General features: G+C 57.7%; 19 protein-coding genes. 9 read left to right on the top strand and 10 right to left on the bottom strand.

The window, feature by feature from the left end; translation table 11 throughout:
* Positions 1–15: 15 nt before the first annotated feature.
* The 6 genes from fhuB to hrpB all read right to left on the bottom strand — a co-directional run bounded on the left by fhuB (position 16) and on the right by hrpB (position 11,351).
* Entirely contained in the window at positions 16–1,998 is a 1,983-nt protein-coding gene (fhuB, locus tag UR289_RS12890; protein WP_320710345.1) for a Fe(3+)-hydroxamate ABC transporter permease FhuB, read from the bottom strand.
* On the bottom strand, positions 1,995–2,885 hold the full coding sequence (fhuD, locus tag UR289_RS12885; protein ID WP_320710344.1) for a Fe(3+)-hydroxamate ABC transporter substrate-binding protein FhuD: 891 nt from the start codon (positions 2,883–2,885) through the stop codon (positions 1,995–1,997). Before fhuD ends, fhuB begins: the two co-directional genes overlap by 4 nt.
* Positions 2,885–3,682, bottom strand: a complete 798-nt coding sequence (fhuC, locus tag UR289_RS12880; protein ID WP_033144663.1) for a Fe3+-hydroxamate ABC transporter ATP-binding protein FhuC — start codon at positions 3,680–3,682, stop codon at positions 2,885–2,887. The genes fhuD and fhuC overlap by 1 nt, the downstream gene beginning before the upstream one ends.
* Before the next feature lie 50 nt (positions 3,683–3,732).
* A complete protein-coding gene (fhuA, locus tag UR289_RS12875; protein WP_320710343.1) occupies positions 3,733–5,982 on the bottom strand; it encodes a ferrichrome porin FhuA in 2,250 nt (749 codons plus the stop codon).
* A gap of 235 nt (positions 5,983–6,217) precedes the next feature.
* Positions 6,218–8,743 carry a bifunctional glycosyl transferase/transpeptidase gene (gene mrcB, locus UR289_RS12870; RefSeq protein WP_033144661.1) on the bottom strand — a complete coding sequence of 842 codons (2,526 nt, stop codon included), beginning with the start codon at positions 8,741–8,743 and terminating at the stop codon, positions 6,218–6,220.
* Positions 8,744–8,921: 178 nt separating this feature from the next.
* Positions 8,922–11,351, bottom strand: coding sequence for an ATP-dependent helicase HrpB (hrpB, locus tag UR289_RS12865; RefSeq protein WP_320710340.1), 2,430 nt, complete (start codon positions 11,349–11,351; stop codon positions 8,922–8,924).
* A 73-nt stretch (positions 11,352–11,424) separates the two neighbouring features.
* Between hrpB and thpR the strand changes: the two genes are divergently transcribed.
* The 9 genes from thpR (at position 11,425) to panD (ending at position 18,363) form a co-directional block, all read left to right on the top strand.
* The gene (thpR, locus tag UR289_RS12860) at positions 11,425–11,979 is read left to right on the top strand and encodes an RNA 2',3'-cyclic phosphodiesterase (protein WP_069303673.1); all 555 of its coding nucleotides are present in this window, start codon (positions 11,425–11,427) and stop codon (positions 11,977–11,979) included.
* A complete protein-coding gene (gene sfsA, locus UR289_RS12855; protein ID WP_033144658.1) occupies positions 11,969–12,673 on the top strand; it encodes a DNA/RNA nuclease SfsA in 705 nt (234 codons plus the stop codon). The genes thpR and sfsA overlap by 11 nt, the downstream gene beginning before the upstream one ends.
* A 176-nt stretch (positions 12,674–12,849) precedes the next feature.
* Entirely contained in the window at positions 12,850–13,305 is a 456-nt protein-coding gene (gene dksA, locus UR289_RS12850) for an RNA polymerase-binding protein DksA (RefSeq protein WP_001155232.1), read from the top strand.
* Between the two features lie 59 nt (positions 13,306–13,364).
* Positions 13,365–14,255 (top strand): tRNA glutamyl-Q(34) synthetase GluQRS, encoded by an 891-nt coding sequence (gluQRS, locus tag UR289_RS12845; protein ID WP_182383052.1) that lies wholly within the window; start codon positions 13,365–13,367, stop codon positions 14,253–14,255.
* A gap of 42 nt (positions 14,256–14,297) precedes the next feature.
* The gene (pcnB, locus tag UR289_RS12840; RefSeq protein WP_072162357.1) at positions 14,298–15,695 is read left to right on the top strand and encodes a polynucleotide adenylyltransferase PcnB; all 1,398 of its coding nucleotides are present in this window, start codon (positions 14,298–14,300) and stop codon (positions 15,693–15,695) included.
* Positions 15,692–16,171: a 2-amino-4-hydroxy-6-hydroxymethyldihydropteridine diphosphokinase gene (folK, locus tag UR289_RS12835; RefSeq protein ID WP_320710332.1), complete on the top strand. Its 480-nt coding sequence runs from the start codon at positions 15,692–15,694 to the stop codon at positions 16,169–16,171. The genes pcnB and folK overlap by 4 nt, the downstream gene beginning before the upstream one ends.
* Positions 16,172–16,294: 123 nt before the next feature.
* Positions 16,295–17,086 carry a 3-methyl-2-oxobutanoate hydroxymethyltransferase gene (gene panB / locus UR289_RS12830; RefSeq protein WP_047060107.1) on the top strand — a complete coding sequence of 264 codons (792 nt, stop codon included), beginning with the start codon at positions 16,295–16,297 and terminating at the stop codon, positions 17,084–17,086.
* Between the two features lie 11 nt (positions 17,087–17,097).
* The gene (gene panC / locus UR289_RS12825; RefSeq protein WP_023310431.1) at positions 17,098–17,949 is read left to right on the top strand and encodes a pantoate--beta-alanine ligase; all 852 of its coding nucleotides are present in this window, start codon (positions 17,098–17,100) and stop codon (positions 17,947–17,949) included.
* A 33-nt stretch (positions 17,950–17,982) separates the two neighbouring features.
* Positions 17,983–18,363: an aspartate 1-decarboxylase gene (panD, locus tag UR289_RS12820; RefSeq protein WP_006810068.1), complete on the top strand. Its 381-nt coding sequence runs from the start codon at positions 17,983–17,985 to the stop codon at positions 18,361–18,363.
* A 3-nt stretch (positions 18,364–18,366) separates the two neighbouring features.
* Here the strand turns inward: panD and UR289_RS12815 are convergent, their stop codons facing one another.
* From UR289_RS12815 to UR289_RS12800, 4 genes are all read right to left on the bottom strand, one after another.
* Positions 18,367–19,614, bottom strand: a complete 1,248-nt coding sequence (locus UR289_RS12815) for a polysaccharide deacetylase family protein (protein ID WP_320710328.1) — start codon at positions 19,612–19,614, stop codon at positions 18,367–18,369.
* 62 nt (positions 19,615–19,676) lie between these two features.
* Positions 19,677–20,117: a PTS sugar transporter subunit IIA gene (locus UR289_RS12810; protein ID WP_023310429.1), complete on the bottom strand. Its 441-nt coding sequence runs from the start codon at positions 20,115–20,117 to the stop codon at positions 19,677–19,679.
* A gap of 104 nt (positions 20,118–20,221) precedes the next feature.
* The gene (locus UR289_RS12805) at positions 20,222–20,992 is read right to left on the bottom strand and encodes an ABC transporter permease (RefSeq protein WP_023310428.1); all 771 of its coding nucleotides are present in this window, start codon (positions 20,990–20,992) and stop codon (positions 20,222–20,224) included.
* Positions 20,989–21,915: an ABC transporter ATP-binding protein gene (locus tag UR289_RS12800; protein WP_193138851.1), complete on the bottom strand. Its 927-nt coding sequence runs from the start codon at positions 21,913–21,915 to the stop codon at positions 20,989–20,991. Before UR289_RS12800 ends, UR289_RS12805 begins: the two co-directional genes overlap by 4 nt.
* Positions 21,916–21,969: the final 54 nt, after the last annotated feature.

Genomic DNA, 21,969 nt, shown 5'->3' with positions numbered 1-21,969 from the left:
ACAGGCCGCACCTGACTACCGACTCTGCTTTCTCAACAGATAAATAAAGTACGGCGCACCGATAAAGGTCGACAGCAGACCCGCCGGGATCTGATACGGGAACAGCACCATTCTTCCGCACCAGTCCGCGAACACCAGCATCACCCCGCCCGTCAGGGCCGACATGACGATATGCGGCATCGTCCGGCGGAATCCCATCATTCTGGCAATGTGCGGCGCCATTAATCCGACAAAACTCAGCGGTCCAATCGTCAGGGTTGCCACAGCCGTCAGGCACGCCGCCAGCAGCAGCAGGGCCACGCGCGCTGGCGTCAGCGCCATTCCCACCGCACGCGCGGTATCGCCGCCGAGCGGCAGAATGGTCATCCAGCGGCGGCACAGCGGCACCATCGCCAGCAGCACGAGCATCACGATCCCGGACCAGACCACCTGGCTGCCGGTGGCGTTGTAGGTTGAGCCGGAAATCCAGGTCAGGATCTTCGCCATACGCGGATCGCCGCTGGCCTGCAGCATCATCAGCAGCATGGTAAATGCGGTGCTGAGCGCCATCCCGGCCAGCAGCATGCGGTGCGGCGAAAATCCGCCGCGACCGGCGGCTATCAGGATAATCATCAGCGTGACTGCCGCACCGATACTGCCGGCTGGCATCAGCCAGCCAAACGCATTCCCCGGCACAAAGAACAGCATCAACACCACGCCAAAGGCGGCGCCAGAGCTGATCCCGAGCACTTCAGGGCTTGCCATCGGGTTGCCGGTCAGACGCTGAATAATGCACCCCGCCACCGCCAGCATCACCCCTGCGATCAGCGCGGAGAAGATACGCGGCCAGCGCCATTGCACCAGTTCATTGAGTAAATCACCCGTTGCCCAGTGCCAGCCCATGGCATCGCGTCCGAATGAGAGCGCCGCGAACGAGGCGATAATCAGCACCGCCAGACCGGCAAGGCTAAACCACAGCACCGACTGACGTTCAGCGTAGACTTTATCGCCCGCGTCCATCGCCGGTGCGCTCATGCTGCGCAGGCGCGGCAGCAGCCACAGCAGCAGCGGCGCCCCGATAAGCGCGGTCACAGAGCCGGTGGACACTTCCCTCCAGACCTGCGCCAGCCAGAGAATAAGCTGATCGGAAAGCCAGAGGATCAGCGCTCCAATCAGCGGCGCCAGCATCAGACGCGCCAGCAGGCGACGCGCCCCGAGCATTTTCGCCAGCAGCGGCGCAAACAGGCCGATAAACCCGATGATGCCGACCGCGTTGACCAGCAGGGCACTCAATACAATCGCCAGCGTCAGCGCCGCCAGACGAGCCAGCGACAGCGCCAGCCCCAGGTTACGCGCCACGCCATCATCCAGCCCCATGAGCGTCAGAGGGCGCAGGAGCAGCAGCGTCAGCACGACGCCGCCAGCCAGCTGCGGCCAGAGGTGCTCTACAACGCTCCAGTCGGTCTGGGTGAGCGTGCCGGTACTCCACAGGAACATGCTTTGCAGCCGATCGTGATGGAACAGCACCAGCAGCTGGTTAATCGCCCCGCAGTACAGGCTCACCACCAGCCCGGCCAGAATAAGCGTCACAGGAGAAAGGCGCTTGCCCCAGGCCACGCCAAAGACCAGCGCGCCCACCACGCACGCCCCCGCGAGTGCCGCAAACTGCGAGGTTAACGCTCCCGGCAGCGCCCACAGCGTGGTGATGGTGATCCCAAGCTGCGCGCCGGTCGCGACGCCGAGCGTGGTTGGCTCTGCCAGCGGGTTACGTAACACCTGCTGGAACAATACGCCCACCAGCCCTAAGCCGGCCCCGACCAAAAGGGAGATCGCCAGACGCGGCAGAAGGCTGTAGTGGAACAGCATCTGCTGAATATTGTCGATATCCGGCGAGGCCAGAGCGGCCCCCCACTGCGCGCGCGGTAAGGCCGTGGAGAGGTTGAACCCGGTTAATACCAGCGCAACCAGAAAAAGCAGGGATAACAGCAGCGCCGGGAAGCGGGCGATACGCGTACTCATGCTTTACCTCCCAGGGCGTTATCCAGCACGCAGGCAAAATGCATGGCCGACAGCGTCGCGCCGTAGAACCAGACAGCCGGGGCGCGCTGGAAGCGCTTCTCGCGCACAAACGGCATCGCCTGCCAGAGCGGGGTCGCCATCAGGGTTTGCATGTCGCGTTCGTTACCGTGGTCGAAACAGAGCACGTCCACATCGCGAAACGCCGCCAGGCGGTCGATACCCACGGCGGTACTGCCCCAGAAGGTCATCTCCCCTTCCCAGGCATTGCGAATGCCGAAGCTGTCCAGCACCTCCTGGAACAGACAGTTTTTACCGAAGACCAGCATATGGCGGGCATCCAGCAGCGTCACCATCAGCAGCGGACGATCGCCCCGGTGAGCAAAGCGCGGCTTCAGGGAGTCGATCAGGGCATCAAATTCGCCGAGATGCTTTTTGGCCTCCGCTTCGCGGTTGAGAAAGTGCGCCATCTCGTTAATCGAGTTTTTCGCCACGGCCAGCGGTTTTTTACCGTCGCTGAAAGCAAATCCACGTCCCGGCGCAATGCGCGCCATGGTCTCCTCTGACGGGCCGTAGCCCGCGGACCAGAACAGGAACGAGGGTTTCATCTGGGTGAGCAGCTCAAGGTTTGGCTCCGTTCGCAGGCCGACGTCGATCACCGAGTCCGACAGCTTTGGCTCGTTCACCCAGAGGTTATAGTTAGGAATGTCCGCCACGCCATAGGGCGTGACGCCGAGCGCCATCATCAGTTCGACCGGCAGCCACTCCAGGGCCACAATACGGTGCGGATCGACGGCGGCGGCACGCGCCGTATTCATTTTTAACAGCAGCGGCGAGAGCGCCATCGCCGTCAGCAGGCGACGGCGGCTAATGCGTGTGTTATTCAGCATCAGTAGACAAAGCTCACCGGTGCAGCCCCGGCCGGGTGAGGCAGAATACCCATCGGAATACCGTAAATATGTTCCAGCGTTTCGCTGCGCATCAGCTCTGCCGGTGTCCCCTGGGCAATCATCTCGCCCCCGCGCAGCGCGACGAGGTAGTCACAATAGCGCGCGGCCATGTTGATATCGTGCAGGACCGCAATGACCGTCAGGCCACGCTGCTGGCTCAGGCGATGCACCAGCGCCAGGACGTCGACCTGATGGGCGATATCCAGCGCAGAGGTCGGTTCATCCAGCAGCAGACAGCGGCTGTCCTGCGCCACCAGCATCGCGATCCACGCGCGCTGACGTTCGCCGCCGGACAGGCTATCCACCAGACGGTGCGCCAGCGGTTTTAGCCCGACCAGCGCAATCGCCTCTTCCACCTTCTCTCGGTCGGCGACGCCGAAGCGCCCAAGCGCACCGTGCCACGGATAACGCCCAATCGCCACCAGCTCGCGCACCGTCATCCCTTCCGCCTGCGGCAGCTGCTGCGGCAGATAGGCCACTTTGCGGGCAAAGGCTTTACTGCTCCAGCTCTCCAGAGGTTGGTCATCCAGCAGAATATCGCCTTCTGAAGGCGGCTGATGGCGCCCCAGCATCTTGAGAAGCGTGGATTTACCGGAACCGTTGTGACCAATCAGGCCCGTCACTTTACCGGCAGGGAACGTCAGAGAGAGCGGATGCAGCAGCGTGCGCCCGGGTACGCGAAAGGAGAGATGGTTGAGCGTAAAGGTGGTGTCGGGTTGCGTTTGAATATCCTGCATATCAGCCAACTTAAATAAAAAGGGCACGGCGAACCGTGCCCGAAGAGAGATTAGAAGCGGAAGGTCGCGGTGGCAACAACCTGACGTTCAGCACCCCAGAAGCAGCCGTAGGTATTGAAGCAGCTGGCAACGTACTCACGATCGAACAGGTTGTTCACGTGCAGCGCCACGTTTGAGCCCGCCATGCCAACGCGTGCCAGATCGTATCTGACCAGCGCATCGACAACGGTATAGCTGCCCACCTTGAAGGAGTTCGCCGGATCGCCATAGCTTGAGCCCGTGTAACGCACGCCGGTACCCAGCGTCAGACCAGACAGCGCACCGTCAAACAGGGTGTAATCACCCCACAACGATGCCATGTGTTTTGGCACCTGAGCAGGCGTGTTGCCTTTGTAGGTGGTGTCCGTGGTGTATTCCGCATCGGTGTAGGTATAAGAACCCACCAGGTTGACGCTTGCAGACAGGGCCGCTTTCGCTTCCAGTTCTACGCCACGCGCGCGGATTTCACCGCCCTGAACCGAGAAGAAGGAGCCCGCCGGGTCCGCCATCAGGTTGTTGGTTTTGGTCAGCTGGTACAACGCACCGGTGACGACGATCGGACGATCGTTCGGCACGTATTTCACGCCCGCTTCGTACTGTTTGCCTTTAGACGGCGAGAACAGCTTGCCCTGGGCATCGGTCTGCGAAGCCGGTTCAAACGATTCGCTGTAGCTAAAGTACGGAGTTACGCCGTTATCAAACAGATAGTTAACGCCACCGCGCCAGGTGAACTGGGTATCATCACGTTTGGAGGTGGTGTTCGTCACGCGGTTGTAGGATTCCTGATCGGCCCAGTCATAACGGCCGCCCAGGGTTACCAGCACTTTATCCCACTGCGCCTGATCCTGAACGTACAGACCCGTCTGTTTTTGACGGTTGAGGATCTGATATGGGCCGGAGGTCGCGGGATCTTTTGAGCCGAAATCAAAATCGCTGTTCACCGGGTTGTAGAGATCCAGCAGCGGAACAGAGTCGTCGTAACCGAACCAGGAGTTGATGTCATTCCGCATGCGCATAAAGTCAACGCCGGTCAGCAGGACGTGGTCCACCTCGACGGTTGAGAATTTGCTCTGCAGCTGGGTATCAACGGTAAAGTTCTGCAGCTTTTCGTTATCGACAACGTATTTACGCGCCAGATAATGGCCTTTGTCCGATGGCGCTAACGCGGCACACTGTTTGTTGCCGCTGTTTGCCGGATCGGTACAGACGCCATAACCATATACGCTGTTTTGCGAGGTTTTGTTCTCGGCAAAGCGCAGGTTCTGACGCACGGTAAAGGTATCGTTGAACTCGTGGTCGAAGCTATATCCCACCATTTTCTGGTTACGGGAATAGGTATTGTTCTTCGCGCCTTCGTTGAAGTTCGTCGGCAGACGATCCCCATTCGGCAGCGGCTCCACCGTTCCCTCTTTTGGCAGCCAGCCGTAGTAGCCCGTTTCAGGCTCGTTCTGGAAGTAGGAGAGGAACGTGAAGGTGGTTTTATCATCCGGACGCCAGGAGAACGATGGCGCGATGGCGTAACGCTGCTCTTCCGCACGCTCCTGCTGAGCGTTATTAGAACGCGCAACGCCCGTTAAGCGATAAGAGTAAACGCCGTCGTCGTCGATCGCATCGCTAAAGTCGAACCCGGTCTGGAACAGGCTATCCGTGCCGACTTTGAACTGGATCTCTTTCAGCGGCTCGGTTGTTGGGCGCTTACTGACCATGTTCAGCAAACCGCCCGGGCTGCTTTTGCCGTACAGAACGGAAACCGGACCGCGCATGATTTCGGCGCGCTCCAGCATGTAAGGATCAATTACCGCGTCGTTATAGAAGTTCCCCTGCATTTTCATGCCGTCGAGGTAGTTATTCTGCGTCTGGCCATCGGCCGCGAAGCCGCGGATGATCAAATAGTCATAGGTGTTAGACGCGCCGCGCGTGCCTACCGCAACGCCCGGCGTGTAGCTCAGGGCTTCTTTCACCGAGCGCGGCTGATGCAGCGCCATCTCTTCGGCCGTGACCACAGAAATAGACTGTGGAACCTTTTGAATAGGGGTATCCGTTTTGGTTCCGGTCGCGGATTGCCGTGCGGCGATGGTCGCAGCAGGCCCCCAGGCACTTTCCTGTGCCGCAGGTGCTGCGGTTACCGTAATGGTTTCTTCTTTTTTCGGGGTTTCGGCCGCGTGAGCATAAGCAGACATGCCGGCAACCGCTGTGGCGACGACGACCGCGAGCTTACGCAGCGACGTATTCATTGGCTGAGCAGTATTGGAAAGCGCCATGTTGAATCTCTGATGTGAAAGTGAATGATAACGTAAACGAGAATTATTATTATGAGCGCCAGAATAATATGCGAAACGCTGGTTGCATAGCAAGCAGTAAGCGGCCCTATGAGAATTAAGGGTTTAAGAAATCATCAAGAGAAAACGAAGGGTTAATCAGAGTTAAAGAGAGGGTTAACGAAATGAGGTTTACGGGTAAAAAAAGCCCCCTTCCAGGGAAGAGGGCTTTAAAAGCTTAGTTACCGCCGAACATGTCTTTAATCCAGCCCGCGACACCGTCGCTGTCTTTCTTCTCATTCTGCTGCTGCGGCTGTTGCTGCTGCGGCTGCTGTGGCTGAGAAGACTGGTCGAACGGGTTACCCGTTGGCTGTTCTGGCTGGCTTTGCTGGCACAGCGAGTCCGGGTTTGCGGTCCAGACAGGCAGCGTACGCATCCCGCCGCCGCAGACGAAGTTACCGGAGCTGTCCACGCCCATATCGACGATATCTTCCGGCGCAACCAGATTCAGCGGCACAGGAGACTGATTCGCCAGATAGCGCTGGTAAATCGACATCGCCCCGCTCGCGCCGTACAGCTTGGTCGGCTGGTTGTTGTCGCGGCCTACCCAGGTGATCACCACTTCACGGCCATCAATACCGGCGAACCAGGTATCGACGTTGTTGTTGGTGGTCCCGGTTTTACCCGCCAGATGCAGACCCGGATACTTCGCGCCCAGCTGACGGCCGGTACCGCGCTGCACGACCTGCTGCATCGTCCACAGCGTCATATAGGCGGCCTGAGCAGGAACGGCACGCTCCGCCTGCGGGAAGCTCTGATACAGCACGGAACCATCTTCGGCAATCACTGAGCGCAGGGCAGACAGCGGCGCGCGGTTGCCCCCGCTGGCAATGGTCTGGAACGCCTGCGCCACTTCGATCGGCGTCAGGTTAAGCGCACCGAGGATCATCGCCGGCACCGGATGCAGCTGATCTTTCGCCACGCCCAGCTTTTGCCAGGTATCGACAATCGCCGGCAGTCCCAGCGACATGCCCAGGTTCACCGTTGGCACGTTCATGGAACGGGTCAACGCATCCACCAGCATGACCTGGCCGCTGAACTGTTTATCATCGTTCTGCGGTGACCAGACCTGGCCGTTAGGCTGGCGCAGGGAGATCGGCGCATCCGCAATCCAGGTATTCAGGCGATACTGATTTGGCTGGCTCAGGGCTGTGAGGTAGGTTGCCGGTTTTGCCAGAGAGCCGATTGAGCGACGCGCCTGCATCGCACGGTTGTAGCCCGCAAACTGCGGCTCGGCCCCGCCCACCATCGCGCGCACTTCGCCGGTGTTACGGTCAACCACCACCATCGCGGTTTCCAGATCGCTCAGCTTACGCTGTTTCTTCAGCGCCGGAATGCCTTCCACAGCCGCTTTTTCGGCCGCATCCTGCGCCACGGAGTCAAAGGTGGTGAAGATCTTCACGCCGGAGAGATCTTTGACCTTATCGCCGAGCTTGCTTTGCAGCTCCTGACGCACCAGCTGCATAAACGCAGGCTGAGGCGAAATCACGCCGCCGCGCGGCTGAACGCCGAGTGGACGCGCGCTCAGCATGTCGTACAGCTCCTGGTCAATCACCTGCTGCTGTTGCAGCAGACGCAGAACGAGGTTACGACGCTCCAGCGCCAGTTTCGGGTTACGCCACGGGTTATAAATGGACGCCCCTTTCACCATGCCCACCAGCAGCGCCTGCTGGTCCAGGCTCAGCTCTTCCACCGGACGGCCAAAGTAGTACAGGCTCGCCAGCGGGAAGCCGCGGATTTCGTTATCGCCGCTCTGACCGAGGTACACCTCGTTCATGTACAGCTCAAGGATACGATCCTTGCTGTAGCGCGCATCCATCAGCACGGCCATGTAGGCTTCGTTCGCTTTACGCCAGTAAGAGCGTTCGCTGGAGAGGAACAGGTTTTTCACCAGCTGCTGGGTCAGCGTACTCGCTCCCTGCACGGTGCGACCGGCAGTCAGGTTAGCCAGTACCGCACGGCCAATCGAGTAGAGGCTGATGCCATCGTGCTCGTAGAAGTGACGGTCTTCGGTTGCCAGCAGGGTATCTACCAGCAGATCCGGGAAGCCGTTACGCGCCACGAACAGGCGCTGCTCGCCGTTTGCTGACGAAAGCATGGTGATCAGACGCGGATCGAGACGGAAGAAACCGAACTGACGGTTGTTATCCATGTTCTCGATGGTGTCCAGACGATCGCCGTCAAAGGTCAGACGCGCGCGCACCTGCCCCTCTTTGCTGTCCGGGAAATCAAACGGACGACGAATCATCTCAATGCTGTTGGACTGCACGGTAAATTCGCCAGGCCGCGTCATTTTTGACACCTGACGATACTGGGTGGCTTCCAGCAGTTTAACCATCTCGTTTTTGGTGATGGACATATCTGGCTCAAGGTTCACCATACGGCCATACACTGCCGCAGGGAGCTGCCAGACTTTTCCGTCGATACGGCTACGGATCTTCTGATCCAGATACACGCCGTAAATCGCCATCAGGACAACAAAAACAATAAACAGCTTCAGCAGCAGCCAGAACCAGCCGCGTTTGCCCCGAGGCTTACGCCCTTTGCCTTTTCCATTACGCGGCATCGGTTCTTCATCCTCATAATCGTCTTCATAGTCATCGTCATAGTCCTCATCTCTGAGGCGACGACGGCTTACCTTTTCTTTCGCCGGACGCGTTGGTTTTCCCTTACGTCCTATTGGCTCGCGGTCATTCCCCGCCATGCTTTTTCTCCGCAACTTTCAGGCGCAAAGGCCAGATTTTCTTTTCTTTCACAGGCCTGTGAAAGAAGAAATCTCTCAAAATAAACAGCAAGACTTTCCTGTCAGGAAAGTCTTTAGTGTTTTCTCCCTCTCCCCGTGGGAGAGGGCCGGGGTGAGGGCATCAGGCCGCACTCCCCTTCTACGAATATTTCTTCGTTCGCCGCGTCGGCGCCGTATTCGCCGGATCGTCCGGCCAGACATGTTTGGGATATCGCCCCTTCATCTCTTTCTGCACTTCACGGTAGCTTCCCGCCCAGAACGCTCCCAAATCTCGGGTGATTTGTAATGGACGATGCGCAGGCGACAGCAGCTCAAGCACTAACGGCACACGCCCTTCCGCAATGGACGGCGTTGTGGCTTCACCAAACATCTCCTGCATTCGAACCGCCAGCGCCGGCGGATTATCCTCATGATAACGGATGGCAATCCGGCTTCCGGTCGGCACAGTGTAATGCCCTGGCAGTTCACTATCCAGACGTTGACGTAATGACCAGTCCAGTAAATTCTGTAACGCGGTCTTAACATCAAGCGCCTTAAGGGCTCGCAGAGAGTGTACGCCGCTCATTTGCGGCAGTAGCCAGCGCTCAAGCGTAGCGAGCAGCGTCTCGTCATCCACCGCAGGCCAACCGTATTCCGGTAGCCACTTCGCGGCGCAGTGCAGACGAATGCGGTACTGCTCCGCTTCCGGCGTCCAGTTCAGGGCGCTCAGCCCTTTTTCCCGAATACCGTTCAGCATCGCCTGATGAAGCTCGTCTTCCGACGGCTTCGCCAGCGGCTTCGTCCCAAGCGTCAACTTGCCAATCTGGCTGCGACGAAAGGCCTTCAGCGTGCCCTGGGCGTCATCCCATTCCACGGTATCAGATTGCTGAAGCAGCTGCGGACAGGCACGCGTCAGGGCGTCAATATCTACGGCTATCGCCAGCAGGATACGCGCATCCGGAGAATGGCTGCCCTGCAGCAACAGCGGGGCGATCAGCCATTCGTGACGCGTCAGCGCATCATCGCTGTCCAGCATCGCTCCCATGCCGTTTGCCAGCTGGTAGCGACCGTCCAGCCCGCGCCGACGCGCGATCCTGTCCGGGAAAGCCTGGGCCAGCAGGAAGGCAATCTTATCGCTGTCAGGCGCACCTCCCCGGCTATTCAGGCGTTTACCCAGCTGCTGCCACCGCTGCTGCCAGTTACCCTGGCTGCGCGAAAACGCCTGCCCCAGATCGCTGCTGCCACCGCGAGGCGGCTCCTCAAGAATAGCCGCCAGTTTTGCCGCTGTGGCAATTTCATCATCCCCTTGCGCGGCCACCAGCATCGCGGCCAGACGCGGATCGTTGCCCAGCGCCGCCATTTTCTGGCCGCGCGCCGTCAGACGCTCGCCTTCCAGCGCGCCAAGCTGCGTCAGCAACGTGCGTGCAGCGGTGAGGTTTACGACAGGAGGAGGATTAAGCCAGGTGAGCTGCTCAGGGTTCGGGCAGCCCCACTGGAGCAGATCCATCACCAGACCAGACAAATCGCTTTGTAAAATTTCCGGCGTGCTTTGCTGTGCGGCGCGTTCAGCCTGCTCCGCGCTGGTCAAATGCAGGCAGATGCCCGGCTCAAGACGCCCCGCACGGCCCGCGCGCTGCACCATCGACGCCTGGCTGATGCGCTGCGTCAGGAGTTTAGTCAGGCCGGTACGCGGGTCAAAGCTTGCCACCCGCTCCTGCGCGCTATCCACCACCAGGCGAATCCCTTCAATGGTCAAACTGGTTTCAGCAATGTTGGTTGCCAGCACCACCTTGCGCTGCCCCGCCGGTGCGGGAACAATCGCTTTACGCTGATCCTGTAGCGACAACGCGCCGTAGAGCGGACAAAGCAGCACGTCGCCGCCTACGCGGGTAGAAAGCTGCTCCTGCACTCGCTGGATTTCGCCCACGCCCGGCAAAAACAGCAGCAGGGAACCGGCTTCCTGGCGCAGCAGCTCAGCGGTGGCAATGGCGACGGCCTCGTCAAAACGCTGGTGGGAGGGAAGCGGCTGATAGCGGCGTTCAACCGGAAACGCCCGCCCTTCCGAGCTGATGACCGGCGCATCGGGTAATGCCTGTCGTAGCCGCTCGTTATCCAGCGTGGCCGACATAATAAGCAGCCTGAGATCGTCGCGTAGCCCCTGCTGCACGTCCAGCAACAGCGCGAGGGCCAGATCCGCCTGCAGGCTGCGCTCGTGGAATTCATCGAGGATCACCAGCCCAACGCCGTTCAGCTCCGGATCGTTTTGCAGCATGCGGGTGAGAATACCCTCGGTGACTACTTCAAGACGCGTGTTCGGACCAACGCAGGCCTCGGCACGCATCCTGTAACCTACCGTTTCGCCCGGTTTTTCATTCAGCAGTTCCGCCAGACGCTGCGCCACGTTGCGCGCGGCCAGCCTGCGCGGCTCCAGCAGGATAATTTTCCCGCGGATATTTCCGTCTTTCAGAATCTGCAGCGGCAGCCAGGTGGACTTGCCCGCGCCCGTAGGGGCATTCAGCAAAACCTGTGGGGAATGGCGTAAGGCAGCGAGAAGCTCAGGAAGAATGACGGCGACCGGCAATGAGGACACTAACAGCTCCAGAGGGTTAACATTAGTCGGCGTACATTGTAGCATCGGCGCATATCATTACCGAGTCCTCCGTATGCCTGAGTCGAAACGGCTGTTTTTTGCCATTGAATTGCCCACCACCATACAGCGTCAAATTGTTCGCTGGCGCGCCGATTGCTTTTCGCCGGAAGCGGGCCGCCCTGTCGCGGCGGCCAACCTGCACATGACGCTGGCCTTTTTGGGCGACGTTAGTGCCGAAAAACAGCGGGCGTTAGCCGCAATGGCCGGGCGTATTGCCCAGCCGGAATTTACGCTGCATCTCGACGACGCGGGTCAGTGGCCGCGTTCGCGCGTGGTCTGGCTGGGAACGCGCCAGCCGCCGCGCGGATTATTGCAGCTGGCGAATATGCTGCGCGCCCAGGCGGCGCGCAGCGGCTGTTATCAGAGCCCACAGCCGTTTCATCCACATATCACGCTGCTGCGCGATGCCGGTCAGGCCGTTGCCATCCCGCCGCCGGGTTTTCACTGGGCCTTTCCGGTCAACGCATTCGCGCTTTACGAATCCGTCTTTGCACAGGGACGCACCCGCTATACGCCGCTACAGCGCTGGACGCTGGGCAATACTGAAAGGAATTCTGATGAAGTTTAGTCCTCCCCTGCAGCACGCTACGCTTATCCAGCGATACAAACGCTTCCTCGCCGACGTGATCACCCCCGAAGGGGTTCAGCTCACCCTGCACTGCCCCAATACCGGCGCCATGACGGGGTGTGCGACGCCGGGTGACAGGGTCTGGTATTCCACTTCAGAAAATAGTAAACGCAAATATGCCCATACCTGGGAAGTGACCGAAACCCAAAACGGGGCATTTATTTGCGTTAATACCCAGCGCGCAAATCAGCTGGTTAAGGAAGCGCTGACCCTTGGCGCCATTCCCGAACTGGTGGGATATGGCACGCATAAAAGTGAAGTGAAATATGGCGATGAAGGCAGCAGAATTGACTTCATGTTACAGGCGGAAGACAGGCCCGAGTGCTATATTGAAGTAAAATCAGTGACGTTAGCGGAACAGGAAAATGGCTACTTCCCGGATGCGGTAACGCTGCGTGGCCAGAAGCATCTGCGAGAGCTAATGAGTGTTGCGGCGGCGGGCAAACGCGCCGTATTGCTGTTTGCGGTGTTGCATTCAGCCATTGAACGTTTCTCCCCTGCCCGCCATATTGATCCTAAATACGCGCAATTGTTGCATGAGGCACAAAAGCAGGGGGTAGAGGTTTTCGCTTATAAAGCGGAACTTTCTGCCGATAATATGACTCTGAGATCCTCTCTTCCCATTGTCTTGTAAGGGATTAGACGATTGTCGAATAAGTGTTCTGGCCGCGTGCGCAAATACGCTTTTCCTCACAGGCTTGTCAAGTGTTACGTTTAGATAATTGCCTTACGGAAAAGCATCTGCTATTTATAGCGACCTGATTTTTCCCCCAACACGGGGATCGATAGTGCGTGTTAAGGAGAAGCAACATGCAAGAAGGGCAAAACCGTAAAACATCGTCCCTGAGTATTCTCGCCATCGCTGGGGTGGAGCCGTATCAAGAGAAGCCGGGCGAAGAGTATATGAACGAAGCCCAGCTGTCGCACTTCAAGCGTATTCTTGAAGCATGGCGTAATCAACTCAGGGATGAAGTCGATCGCACCGTTACTCATATGCAGGATGAAGCTGCCAACTTCCCGGATCCGGTAGACCGTGCCGCTCAGGAAGAAGAGTTCAGCCTCGAACTGCGTAACCGTGACCGCGAACGCAAACTGATCAAAAAGATCGAGAAAACGCTGAAAAAAGTCGAAGACGAAGATTTTGGCTACTGCGAATCCTGCGGTGTTGAAATCGGTATTCGTCGCCTGGAAGCGCGTCCAACCGCCGATCTGTGCATCGACTGTAAAACGCTGGCCGAAATCCGCGAAAAACAGATGGCCGGTTAATACCAGCGCTGTTTACACACTCCAAAGGCGGGAGTCTCTCCCGCCTTGTTACTGTTGATATGTCTGAATCACACTATATTGGGCGCTTCGCGCCATCTCCTTCCGGTGAATTACACTTCGGCTCATTGATTGCCGCGCTCGGCAGCTACCTGCAGGCTCGCGCCCGCCTGGGAAAATGGCTCGTACGCATTGAAGATATTGACCCCCCGCGTGAAGTTCCCGGTGCTGCAGACACTATTCTGCGTCAGCTGGAACATTACGGTCTTCACTGGGATGACGAGGTGCTCTGGCAGTCAAAACGTCACGATGCCTATCGGGAACGTCTGGCCTGGCTTCGCGATCGGGGGCTTGCCTATAACTGCACCTGCACCCGCGCGCGTATCCAGAGCGTGGGTGGCGTCTATGACGGCCACTGCCGCACGCTTAATCTTCCCCCGGAAAATGCCGCCGTACGTATAAAGCAGCGCTCCCCGGTGACGCACTTTAACGATCTCCTCTCCGGTGAGATTCATGCCGATGAACGTCTGGCGCGTGAGGATTTTATTATTCACCGCCGTGACGGCCTTTTCGCCTATAACCTGGCGGTGGTCGTCGACGATCGTTTTCAGGGCGTGACGGAAATTGTGCGCGGGGCGGATCTGGTCGAGCCGACCGTGCGACAAATATCGCTGTATCACCAGTTTGGCTGGACGGCCCCGGACTACATTCATCTGCCGCTGGCGGTCAATGCGCAGGGCTTTAAATTGTCAAAGCAGAACCACGCCCCGGCCCTGCCAGACGGCGATCCGCGTCCTGTTTTGATCGACGCGCTGCGATTTCTCAACCAGAATGTAACCAACGAATGGCAGGATCTGCGTATTGACGAACTGCTGAAAATGGCCGTTGCCAACTGGACGCTCGCGGCAGTGCCAAAAATCCAGCATTCTCAAATGCGTTGCGCTGAGCTATGATTAGCCGCTTTTTTCATAACAAAACACACTACGAGGTGTACCATTTTTACCCGAGTCGCTAATTTTTGCCGTAAAGTGCTAAGCCGCGAAGAGAGCATGGCGAACGATGCTATTGCACAGCCACACATGTCGGTTATTCCGCGTGAGCAGCACACTATTTCCCGCAAAGATATCAGTGAAAATGCCCTCAAGGTGCTCTATCGTCTGAATAAAGCGGGCTACGAGGCCTATCTCGTGGGCGGTGGAGTACGTGATTTACTGCTGGGCAAAAAACCAAAAGATTTCGACGTGACGACCAGCGCCACGCCTGAGCAGGTGCGCAAATTATTCCGCAACTGCCGTCTCGTTGGCCGCCGTTTCCGTCTGGCTCACGTGATGTTTGGCCCGGAAATTATCGAAGTGGCGACCTTCCGCGGCCACCACGAAGCGGGCGCATCCGATCGCACCACGTCACAGCGCGGCCAGAACGGCATGCTGCTGCGCGACAATATCTTCGGCTCTATCGAAGAAGATGCCCAGCGTCGCGACTTCACCATCAACAGCCTTTATTACAGCGTGGCGGATTTCACCGTGCGTGATTACGTCGGCGGCATGCAGGACCTGAAAGAAGGTCTGATCCGTCTGATCGGCACGCCGGAAACGCGCTATCGCGAAGATCCCGTGCGTATGCTGCGCGCCGTGCGTTTCGCCGCCAAGCTCAATATGCGCATCAGCCCGGAAACGGCAGAGCCGATTCCGCGTCTGGCGACGTTGATTAACGACGTGCCGCCTGCCCGCCTGTTTGAAGAGGCGCTGAAGCTGCTGCAGGCTGGCCACGGCTTTGAAACCTACAACCTGCTGCGCGAATACAACCTGTTCCAGCCCCTCTTCCCGACCATTACCCGCTACTTCACCGAAAGCGGTGACAGCCCAATGGAGCGGATGATTGCGCAGGTGCTGAAAAATACCGATACCCGTATTCGCAACGACATGCGCGTCAATCCGGCGTTCCTGTTTGCGGCGATGTTCTGGTATCCGCTGCTGGAAACGGCCCAGCGAATTACCCAGGAGAGCGGGCTTGCCTATTATGACGCCTTCGCGCTGGCCGCAAACGACGTGCTGGACGAAGGGTGCCGTACGCTCGCTATTCCAAAACGTATTACCACGCTGGTGCGCGATATCTGGCAGCTTCAGCTGCGCATGTCCCGTCGTCAGGGCAAACGCGCCTGGAAGCTGATGGAGCATCCAAAATTCCGCGCCGCCTTCGATCTGCTGTCGCTGCGTGCTGAAATTGAACGCAATCAGGAACTGCAGCGCCTGGCGCAGTGGTGGGCCGAATTCCAGGTTTCCGCCCCGCCGGAGCAAAAAGATATGCTCACCGGGCTGGATGAAGAGCCGGAACCGCGTCGCCGCCATCGCCGTCCGCGCAAACGCGCGCCGCGTCGTGAAGGGACAGCATGACCCTCGCGTATATCGCCATCGGCAGCAATTTAGCCTCTCCGCTGGAGCAGGTGAACGCTGCCGTACAGGCGCTGGGGGAGATCCCGCAAAGCAAGATCGTGGCGGTCTCCTCTTTCTACCGCACGCCGCCGCTGGGCCCGCAGGATCAGCCTGATTATCTCAATGCCGCCGTGGTGCTGGAAACTGCCCTTGATGCCGAAACGCTGCTGGATAACACCCAGCGCATCGAACTGCAGCAGGGCCGCGTACGCAAAGAAGAGCGCTGGGGACCGCGCACGCTGGACCTCGACATTATGCTGTTTGGTCACGAAACCATTAACACTGAACGTCTCACCGTTCCGCATTACGACATGAAAAACCGCGGGTTTATGCTCTGGCCGCTGTTTGAAGTCGCCCCCGATCTCATCTTCCCGGATGGCATCCCACTCCGGACCATTCTGGACAACCTCAGCGCGGAAAGACCCGCCCGCTGGTGATCCGGTTCCCCTGCCGATTAACCTCAAAATAATTGTGGCTAATCGGTTACCTAAAATCATTGTTCCCCCGAATGTTACTGTTAGAATGCGCAAAGATTCGCTTTTGGGCTATCAGGAAACAGTATGAAACCAACCACCATCTCCTTACTGCAGAAATGCAAACAGGAAAAAAAACGCTTCGCCACCATCACCGCGTATGACTACAGCTTCGCCAAACTCTTTGCCGAAGAGGGTATCAACGTCATGCTGGTCGGAGATTCGTTAGGGATGACGGTACAAGGACATGATTCCACCCTGCCGGTCACGGTTGAGGATATCGCTTACCACACGCGTGCGGTGCGCCGCGGGGCTCCAGCCTGCCTGCTGCTTTCCGATCTGCCGTTTATGGCCTATGCCACGCCGGAGCAGGCATTCGAAAACGCGGCAGTAGTCATGCGTGCTGGCGCTAACATGGTCAAAATTGAAGGCGGCGCCTGGCTGGTGGATACGGTGAAGATGCTCACCGAGCGCGCCGTGCCGGTGTGCGGCCATTTGGGCTTGACGCCGCAGTCCGTCAACATCTTTGGTGGATATAAAGTGCAGGGCCGCGGTGACGCCGCCCAGACGCTGTTTGATGATGCCCTGGCGCTGGAAGCAGCAGGCGCCCAGCTGCTGGTGCTGGAGTGCGTGCCGGTTGAGCTGGCGAAGCGTATTACTGAAGCCCTGTCGATTCCGGTGATTGGTATTGGCGCAGGCAACGTGACCGACGGTCAGATCCTGGTGATGCACGACGCCTTTGGCATCACCGGCGGGCATATTCCGAAGTTTGCCAAAAATTTCCTCACCGAAGCGGGCGACATGCGCGCTGCGGTCAGGCAGTATATTGCCGACGTTGAATCCGGTGTTTACCCGGGTGAAGAACACAGTTTCCATTAAGGAGTCTCGTTGTGCTAATCATTGAAACCCTGCCGCTGCTGCGCCAGCATATCCGTCGTGCGCGTCAGGAAGGTAAACGTATCGCACTGGTCCCGACCATGGGCAACCTGCATGACGGCCATATGAAGCTGGTTGACGAAGCAAGAGCCCGTGCAGATATCGTGGTGGTCAGTATCTTCGTTAACCCAATGCAGTTTGACCGCGCCGACGATCTGGCACGCTATCCGCGCACCCTGCAGGAAGATTGCGAGAAGCTCAAAAAACGCCATGCGGATATTGTCTTCTCTCCGGCACCGGCGGATGTCTATCCTCAGGGTACCGATGAGGCCACTTACGTTGACGTACCGGGCATTTCCACCATGCTGGAAGGCGCAAGCCGCCCGGGTCATTTCCGCGGCGTATCGACCATCGTCAGCAAGCTGTTCAACCTGGTGCAGCCGGACGTTGCCTGCTTCGGTGAGAAAGATTTCCAGCAGCTGGCGCTGATCCGCAAGATGGTTGCGGACATGGGTTACGATATCGAGATTGTTGGCGTACCGATTGTACGCGCGAAAGACGGTCTGGCGCTCAGCTCGCGAAATGGCTACCTGACCGCGGACCAGCGTAAAATCGCGCCGGGCTTAAGCAAGGTCATGAACACCATGGCAGAACAGCTGCTGGCGAAAGAGTTAACGGCCGAAGAGATTATTGCTCTGGCTGAACAGGCGCTGAACGATAAAGGCTTCCGCGCTGATGATATTCAAATTCGCGATGCCGATACGCTTCTGGAGCTTACACAGACCAGCAAACGTGCGGTCATTCTGGTGGCGGCATGGCTCGGTCAGGCCCGCCTAATCGACAACAAAGTGGTTGAACTGGCGTAGGTTTCTCTACCCGGAAGATGAAAGGTAAACGTAATGATTCGCAAAATGCTGCAAGGTAAGCTTCACCGTGTGAAAGTCACCCAGGCCGACCTGCACTATGAAGGCTCCTGCGCCATCGACCAGGATTTCCTTGATGCTGCGGGCATCCTTGAAAACGAAGCGATTGATATCTGGAACGTTAACAACGGCAAACGTTTCTCAACCTACGCCATCGCCGCCGAGCGCGGGTCTAAAATCATCTCCGTTAACGGCGCGGCAGCGCACTGCGCGGACGTGGGCGATATTGTGATTATCGCCAGCTTCGTGATGATGTCTGATGAAGAAGCGCGCCGCTGGCAGCCGAAAGTTGCCTACTTTGAAGGCGACAACGACATGAAACGTACCGCGAAAGCGATTCCGGTTCAGGTTGCTTAAGCACTATCCCTGCGGCTGATTGCTGATCAGCCGCGACATGGTCTCCAGCGAATCCGTTCTTAAGATGTACAGGCGTTTCAGTAAGAACGGATTATCCCCCGGCTTCACCTTCCCTTTCACCGTCGTCACCGCCAGATGGAAACCGGCATCATTCGCCGCCTTTATCGCTTTATTGTCGTAGCCGCCAAACGGATAGGAAAGATAGAGCACGCGTGGATTAAACTGCGCCAGCGCGCGACGCGAGCGTTCAAAATCAAACAAAATCACGTGATAGCTGCGGCTCAGTAAAATCGGGTGCTTATACCCATCCACGCGGTGCAGGAAGTGGGTGTGGGACTGAATATCGAACACATCCTGAATCCCCTTAATCTCCTGCACGCTCATAAACTGCAGCGATTTTGGATCCCACTTCTGCGGATGGCCTTTTATACGGGAAGAGATAATAAACGCGGTAGCCTTGAAGCCGTACTCTTTCAGCACAGGATAGGCATAGCGGCTGACGGATTTCAGGCCGTCGTCAAAGGTAATCACCACCGATTTTGCAGGCAGGTTCATTTTGTTACGCACGTACCCTTCAAGCTGGTACATCGTCAGGGTGGTATAGCCCTGATCGCGTAGCCAGGCCATCTGGTTGTTGAACGCACGTACGCTGGTCGTTGTGGACGTATGTCTAAAGCGCGTGTTTTCTTCATCACGCAAAATATGGTGGTAGGTCAGAACCGGAAGCCCGTTATCTTCCTGCGCGTCCAGGCTGCTGATCCACGCCAGACGATTGCCGATGCGGATCTCGAACCAGGTCTGATTCAGACGGTCTTTCAGTTTATTCAGTATGGGGTAGCGCAGATTGGCGCTTAACGTGCCGAAAGGCGCGCTGCCGCTCGACGGCGCGTTATACACCGGCGTGTCTTTCCAGGTAATGAGGTTCTGATTGCTCAGGGGCTTATTGAGATCCCCGAGGCTGTCCTCGACGCGCTGTTTCCCCTGAACCGGCTCCAGGTGGCCCTTGTCGATAAACCCCGTGCCAAAACCGAAGCGAAATTCGTAGTAGTCCGCCGCCGCGGGCACAACGGCCAGGATCTGCCCGGCGCGCACGTTACCGACGTTGATCACGCTGTTCCCCACCTGCGCCCAGATCGCCGCGTCTTCGGTGGTTTGCATGTACTGGGCAGGCAGCGTGTGCTGACTGAGTAAACTGGCTGAGCTGACGCCGGAAATGAGCATCAATAGCAAGAAAAGAATGCGCGGTAGCATGGTGTCTTAATCGGTGCGGAAAACTGCCGCTATTGTAACAAATGAGACATCAATACCCACGTTTAATTCTTATACAAATCGTGGAGCAGGACGAAGGGAGGATTTTTTTGCTGCTGATGCCACAAGCTGCTGACGCCCGGAACGCCCTGCGCCACGATGGCCTGGCGAAACTCTGCGCTGCTTAAGGATCCACGCTGCGGATACATTAACGCCAGCAGGGAGAGGTTAATACCCGAGATCACTTCACAGCACGCGTGCTTATGGCTCAGCAACGCGGCTGCGCGATAAGGCGCCGCGCCCGATTTATCGGTAAGAAAAATCACGCCATCCCCGGTGTCCGTTTCATGCAGGGCATCGCACATCATGCGGCTCAGCATATTGGTGCTCAACCCGCGCCAGTAGTTTACCGCCCGGCATTGCACCAGCGGGCCAAATCTGGCTTCAAGCTTATCCAGCATTTCCTGCGCCTGTTCATCGTGGCAGGTGATAACCCATCCCAGCATAACTCCCTCCTTAGCAGGCAAGTAGTTTAGCGGAGTGAAGGTTAGCTTACGGTGATAACTGTCAAAGAAAGTGCCCGGCAAACAGAGCGTCGCCGGGCAAAAGATTAGCTGCGCAGCCCGCGTCCGCGCTGGATCAGCGACCAGCAGAGCAGGTAGAAGGCGATGATGAACACCACCAGTACCGCCACCGTGGTAAACAGCGGCACATCGGTGATGCCGAGGAAGCCAAAGCGGAACCCGCTGATCATGTAGACAATCGGGTTCAGGTGCGACAGCGCCTGCCAGAACGGTGGCAGCAGCGTCAGGGAGTAGAACACCCCGCCGAGATAGGTCAGCGGCGTCAGCACGAAGGTCGGGATCAGGCTGATGTCGTCAAACGTTTTGGCGAACACGGCGTTCAGCAGACCGGCCAGCGAGAAGAGGATCGCCGTCAGAAGCAGCGTCAGCGCGACAAACAGCCACGAGTGGACCTGGAACGGCACGAAGAACAGCGAAATCGCCGTGACCAGGATCCCCACGCACAGCCCGCGCGCCACGCCGCCGCCGACATAGCCCGCGATAATGACGTGCGTCGGCACCGGCGCGACCAGCAGCTCTTCAATATTGCGCTGGAACTTGGCGCTGAAAAACGACGACGCCACGTTGGCGTAGGCATTGGTGATCACCGCCATCATGATCAGGCCCGGCACGATAAACTGCATATAGGTAAAGCCGTGCATCTCACCAATCCGGGAGCCAATCAGGTTACCGAAGATGATGAAATAGAGCGTCATCGTGATGACCGGCGGCACCAGGGTTTGCACCCAGATACGCATAAAGCGGTTGATCTCTTTCGCCCAGATACTTTTCAGCGCGACCCAGTAAAGATGCGTCATGCCTTGTCTCCTTGTTTGTCATGTACCAGAGAGACAAACAGCTCTTCCAGTCGGTTCGCTTTGTTACGCATACTTAAAACCTGAATCCCCTGCGCGCTCAGCTGTGAGAACACGCTGTTAATCCCCTGCTCGCGCAGCACTTCCACTTCCAGCGTTGAGGTATCTACCAGACGATAGTTGTAACCTTCAAGTTTTGGCAGCGCGCTTTTCGCCGCCAGATCGAGAATGAAGGTTTCGGATTTCAGCTTGGAGAGCAGATTCTTCATCGAGGTGTTTTCCACCAGCTCGCCGTTCTGAATGATGCCGATATTGCGGCACAGCATTTCAGCCTCTTCCAGATAGTGGGTGGTCAGAATAATGGTGGTGCCTTTGTCGTTGAGATCTTTCAGGAAGCCCCACATGGAGCGACGAAGTTCGATATCAACACCCGCTGTCGGTTCATCGAGGATCAGCAGCTTTGGCTCGTGCATCAGCGCACGGGCGATCATCAGGCGGCGCTTCATCCCGCCGGACAACATGCGCGCGCGTTCGTTACGCTTTTCCCACAGATCGAGCTGCTTAAGGTATTTTTCGCTACGCTCGAGGGCCTCTTTACGCTCAACGCCGTAATAGCCCGCCTGGTTAACGACAATTTGCTGCACCGTCTCGAACGGGTTGAAGTTGAACTCCTGCGGAACCAGCCCCAGCTGGCGCTTGGCGTTCACCACGTCTTTTTGCAGGTCGTACCCAAAGACGCTCACCCGGCCGGACGTTTTATTGACCAGCGAGCTGATAATCCCAATGGTGGTCGATTTCCCGGCCCCGTTCGGCCCCAGAAGCGCGTAAAAATCGCCGGCCTCTACTTTCAGATCTATTCCGCGTAGCGCCTGAACGCCACCCGAATAGGTTTTTTTAAGCTGCTCAAGCTCCAGTGCAATTGCCATGAAATTAACTTACCTTCAGTTCTTACACACGTTGTGTGGTTTCATTAAAAGTCG

Source organism: Enterobacter sp. 302C9, from assembly GCF_034106085.1.
In the GTDB taxonomy this organism is placed as follows: domain Bacteria; phylum Pseudomonadota; class Gammaproteobacteria; order Enterobacterales; family Enterobacteriaceae; genus Enterobacter; species Enterobacter asburiae_B.
Note: the sequence above shows the minus strand (reverse complement) of the source record. Positions and strands in the feature narration are given on the sequence as shown.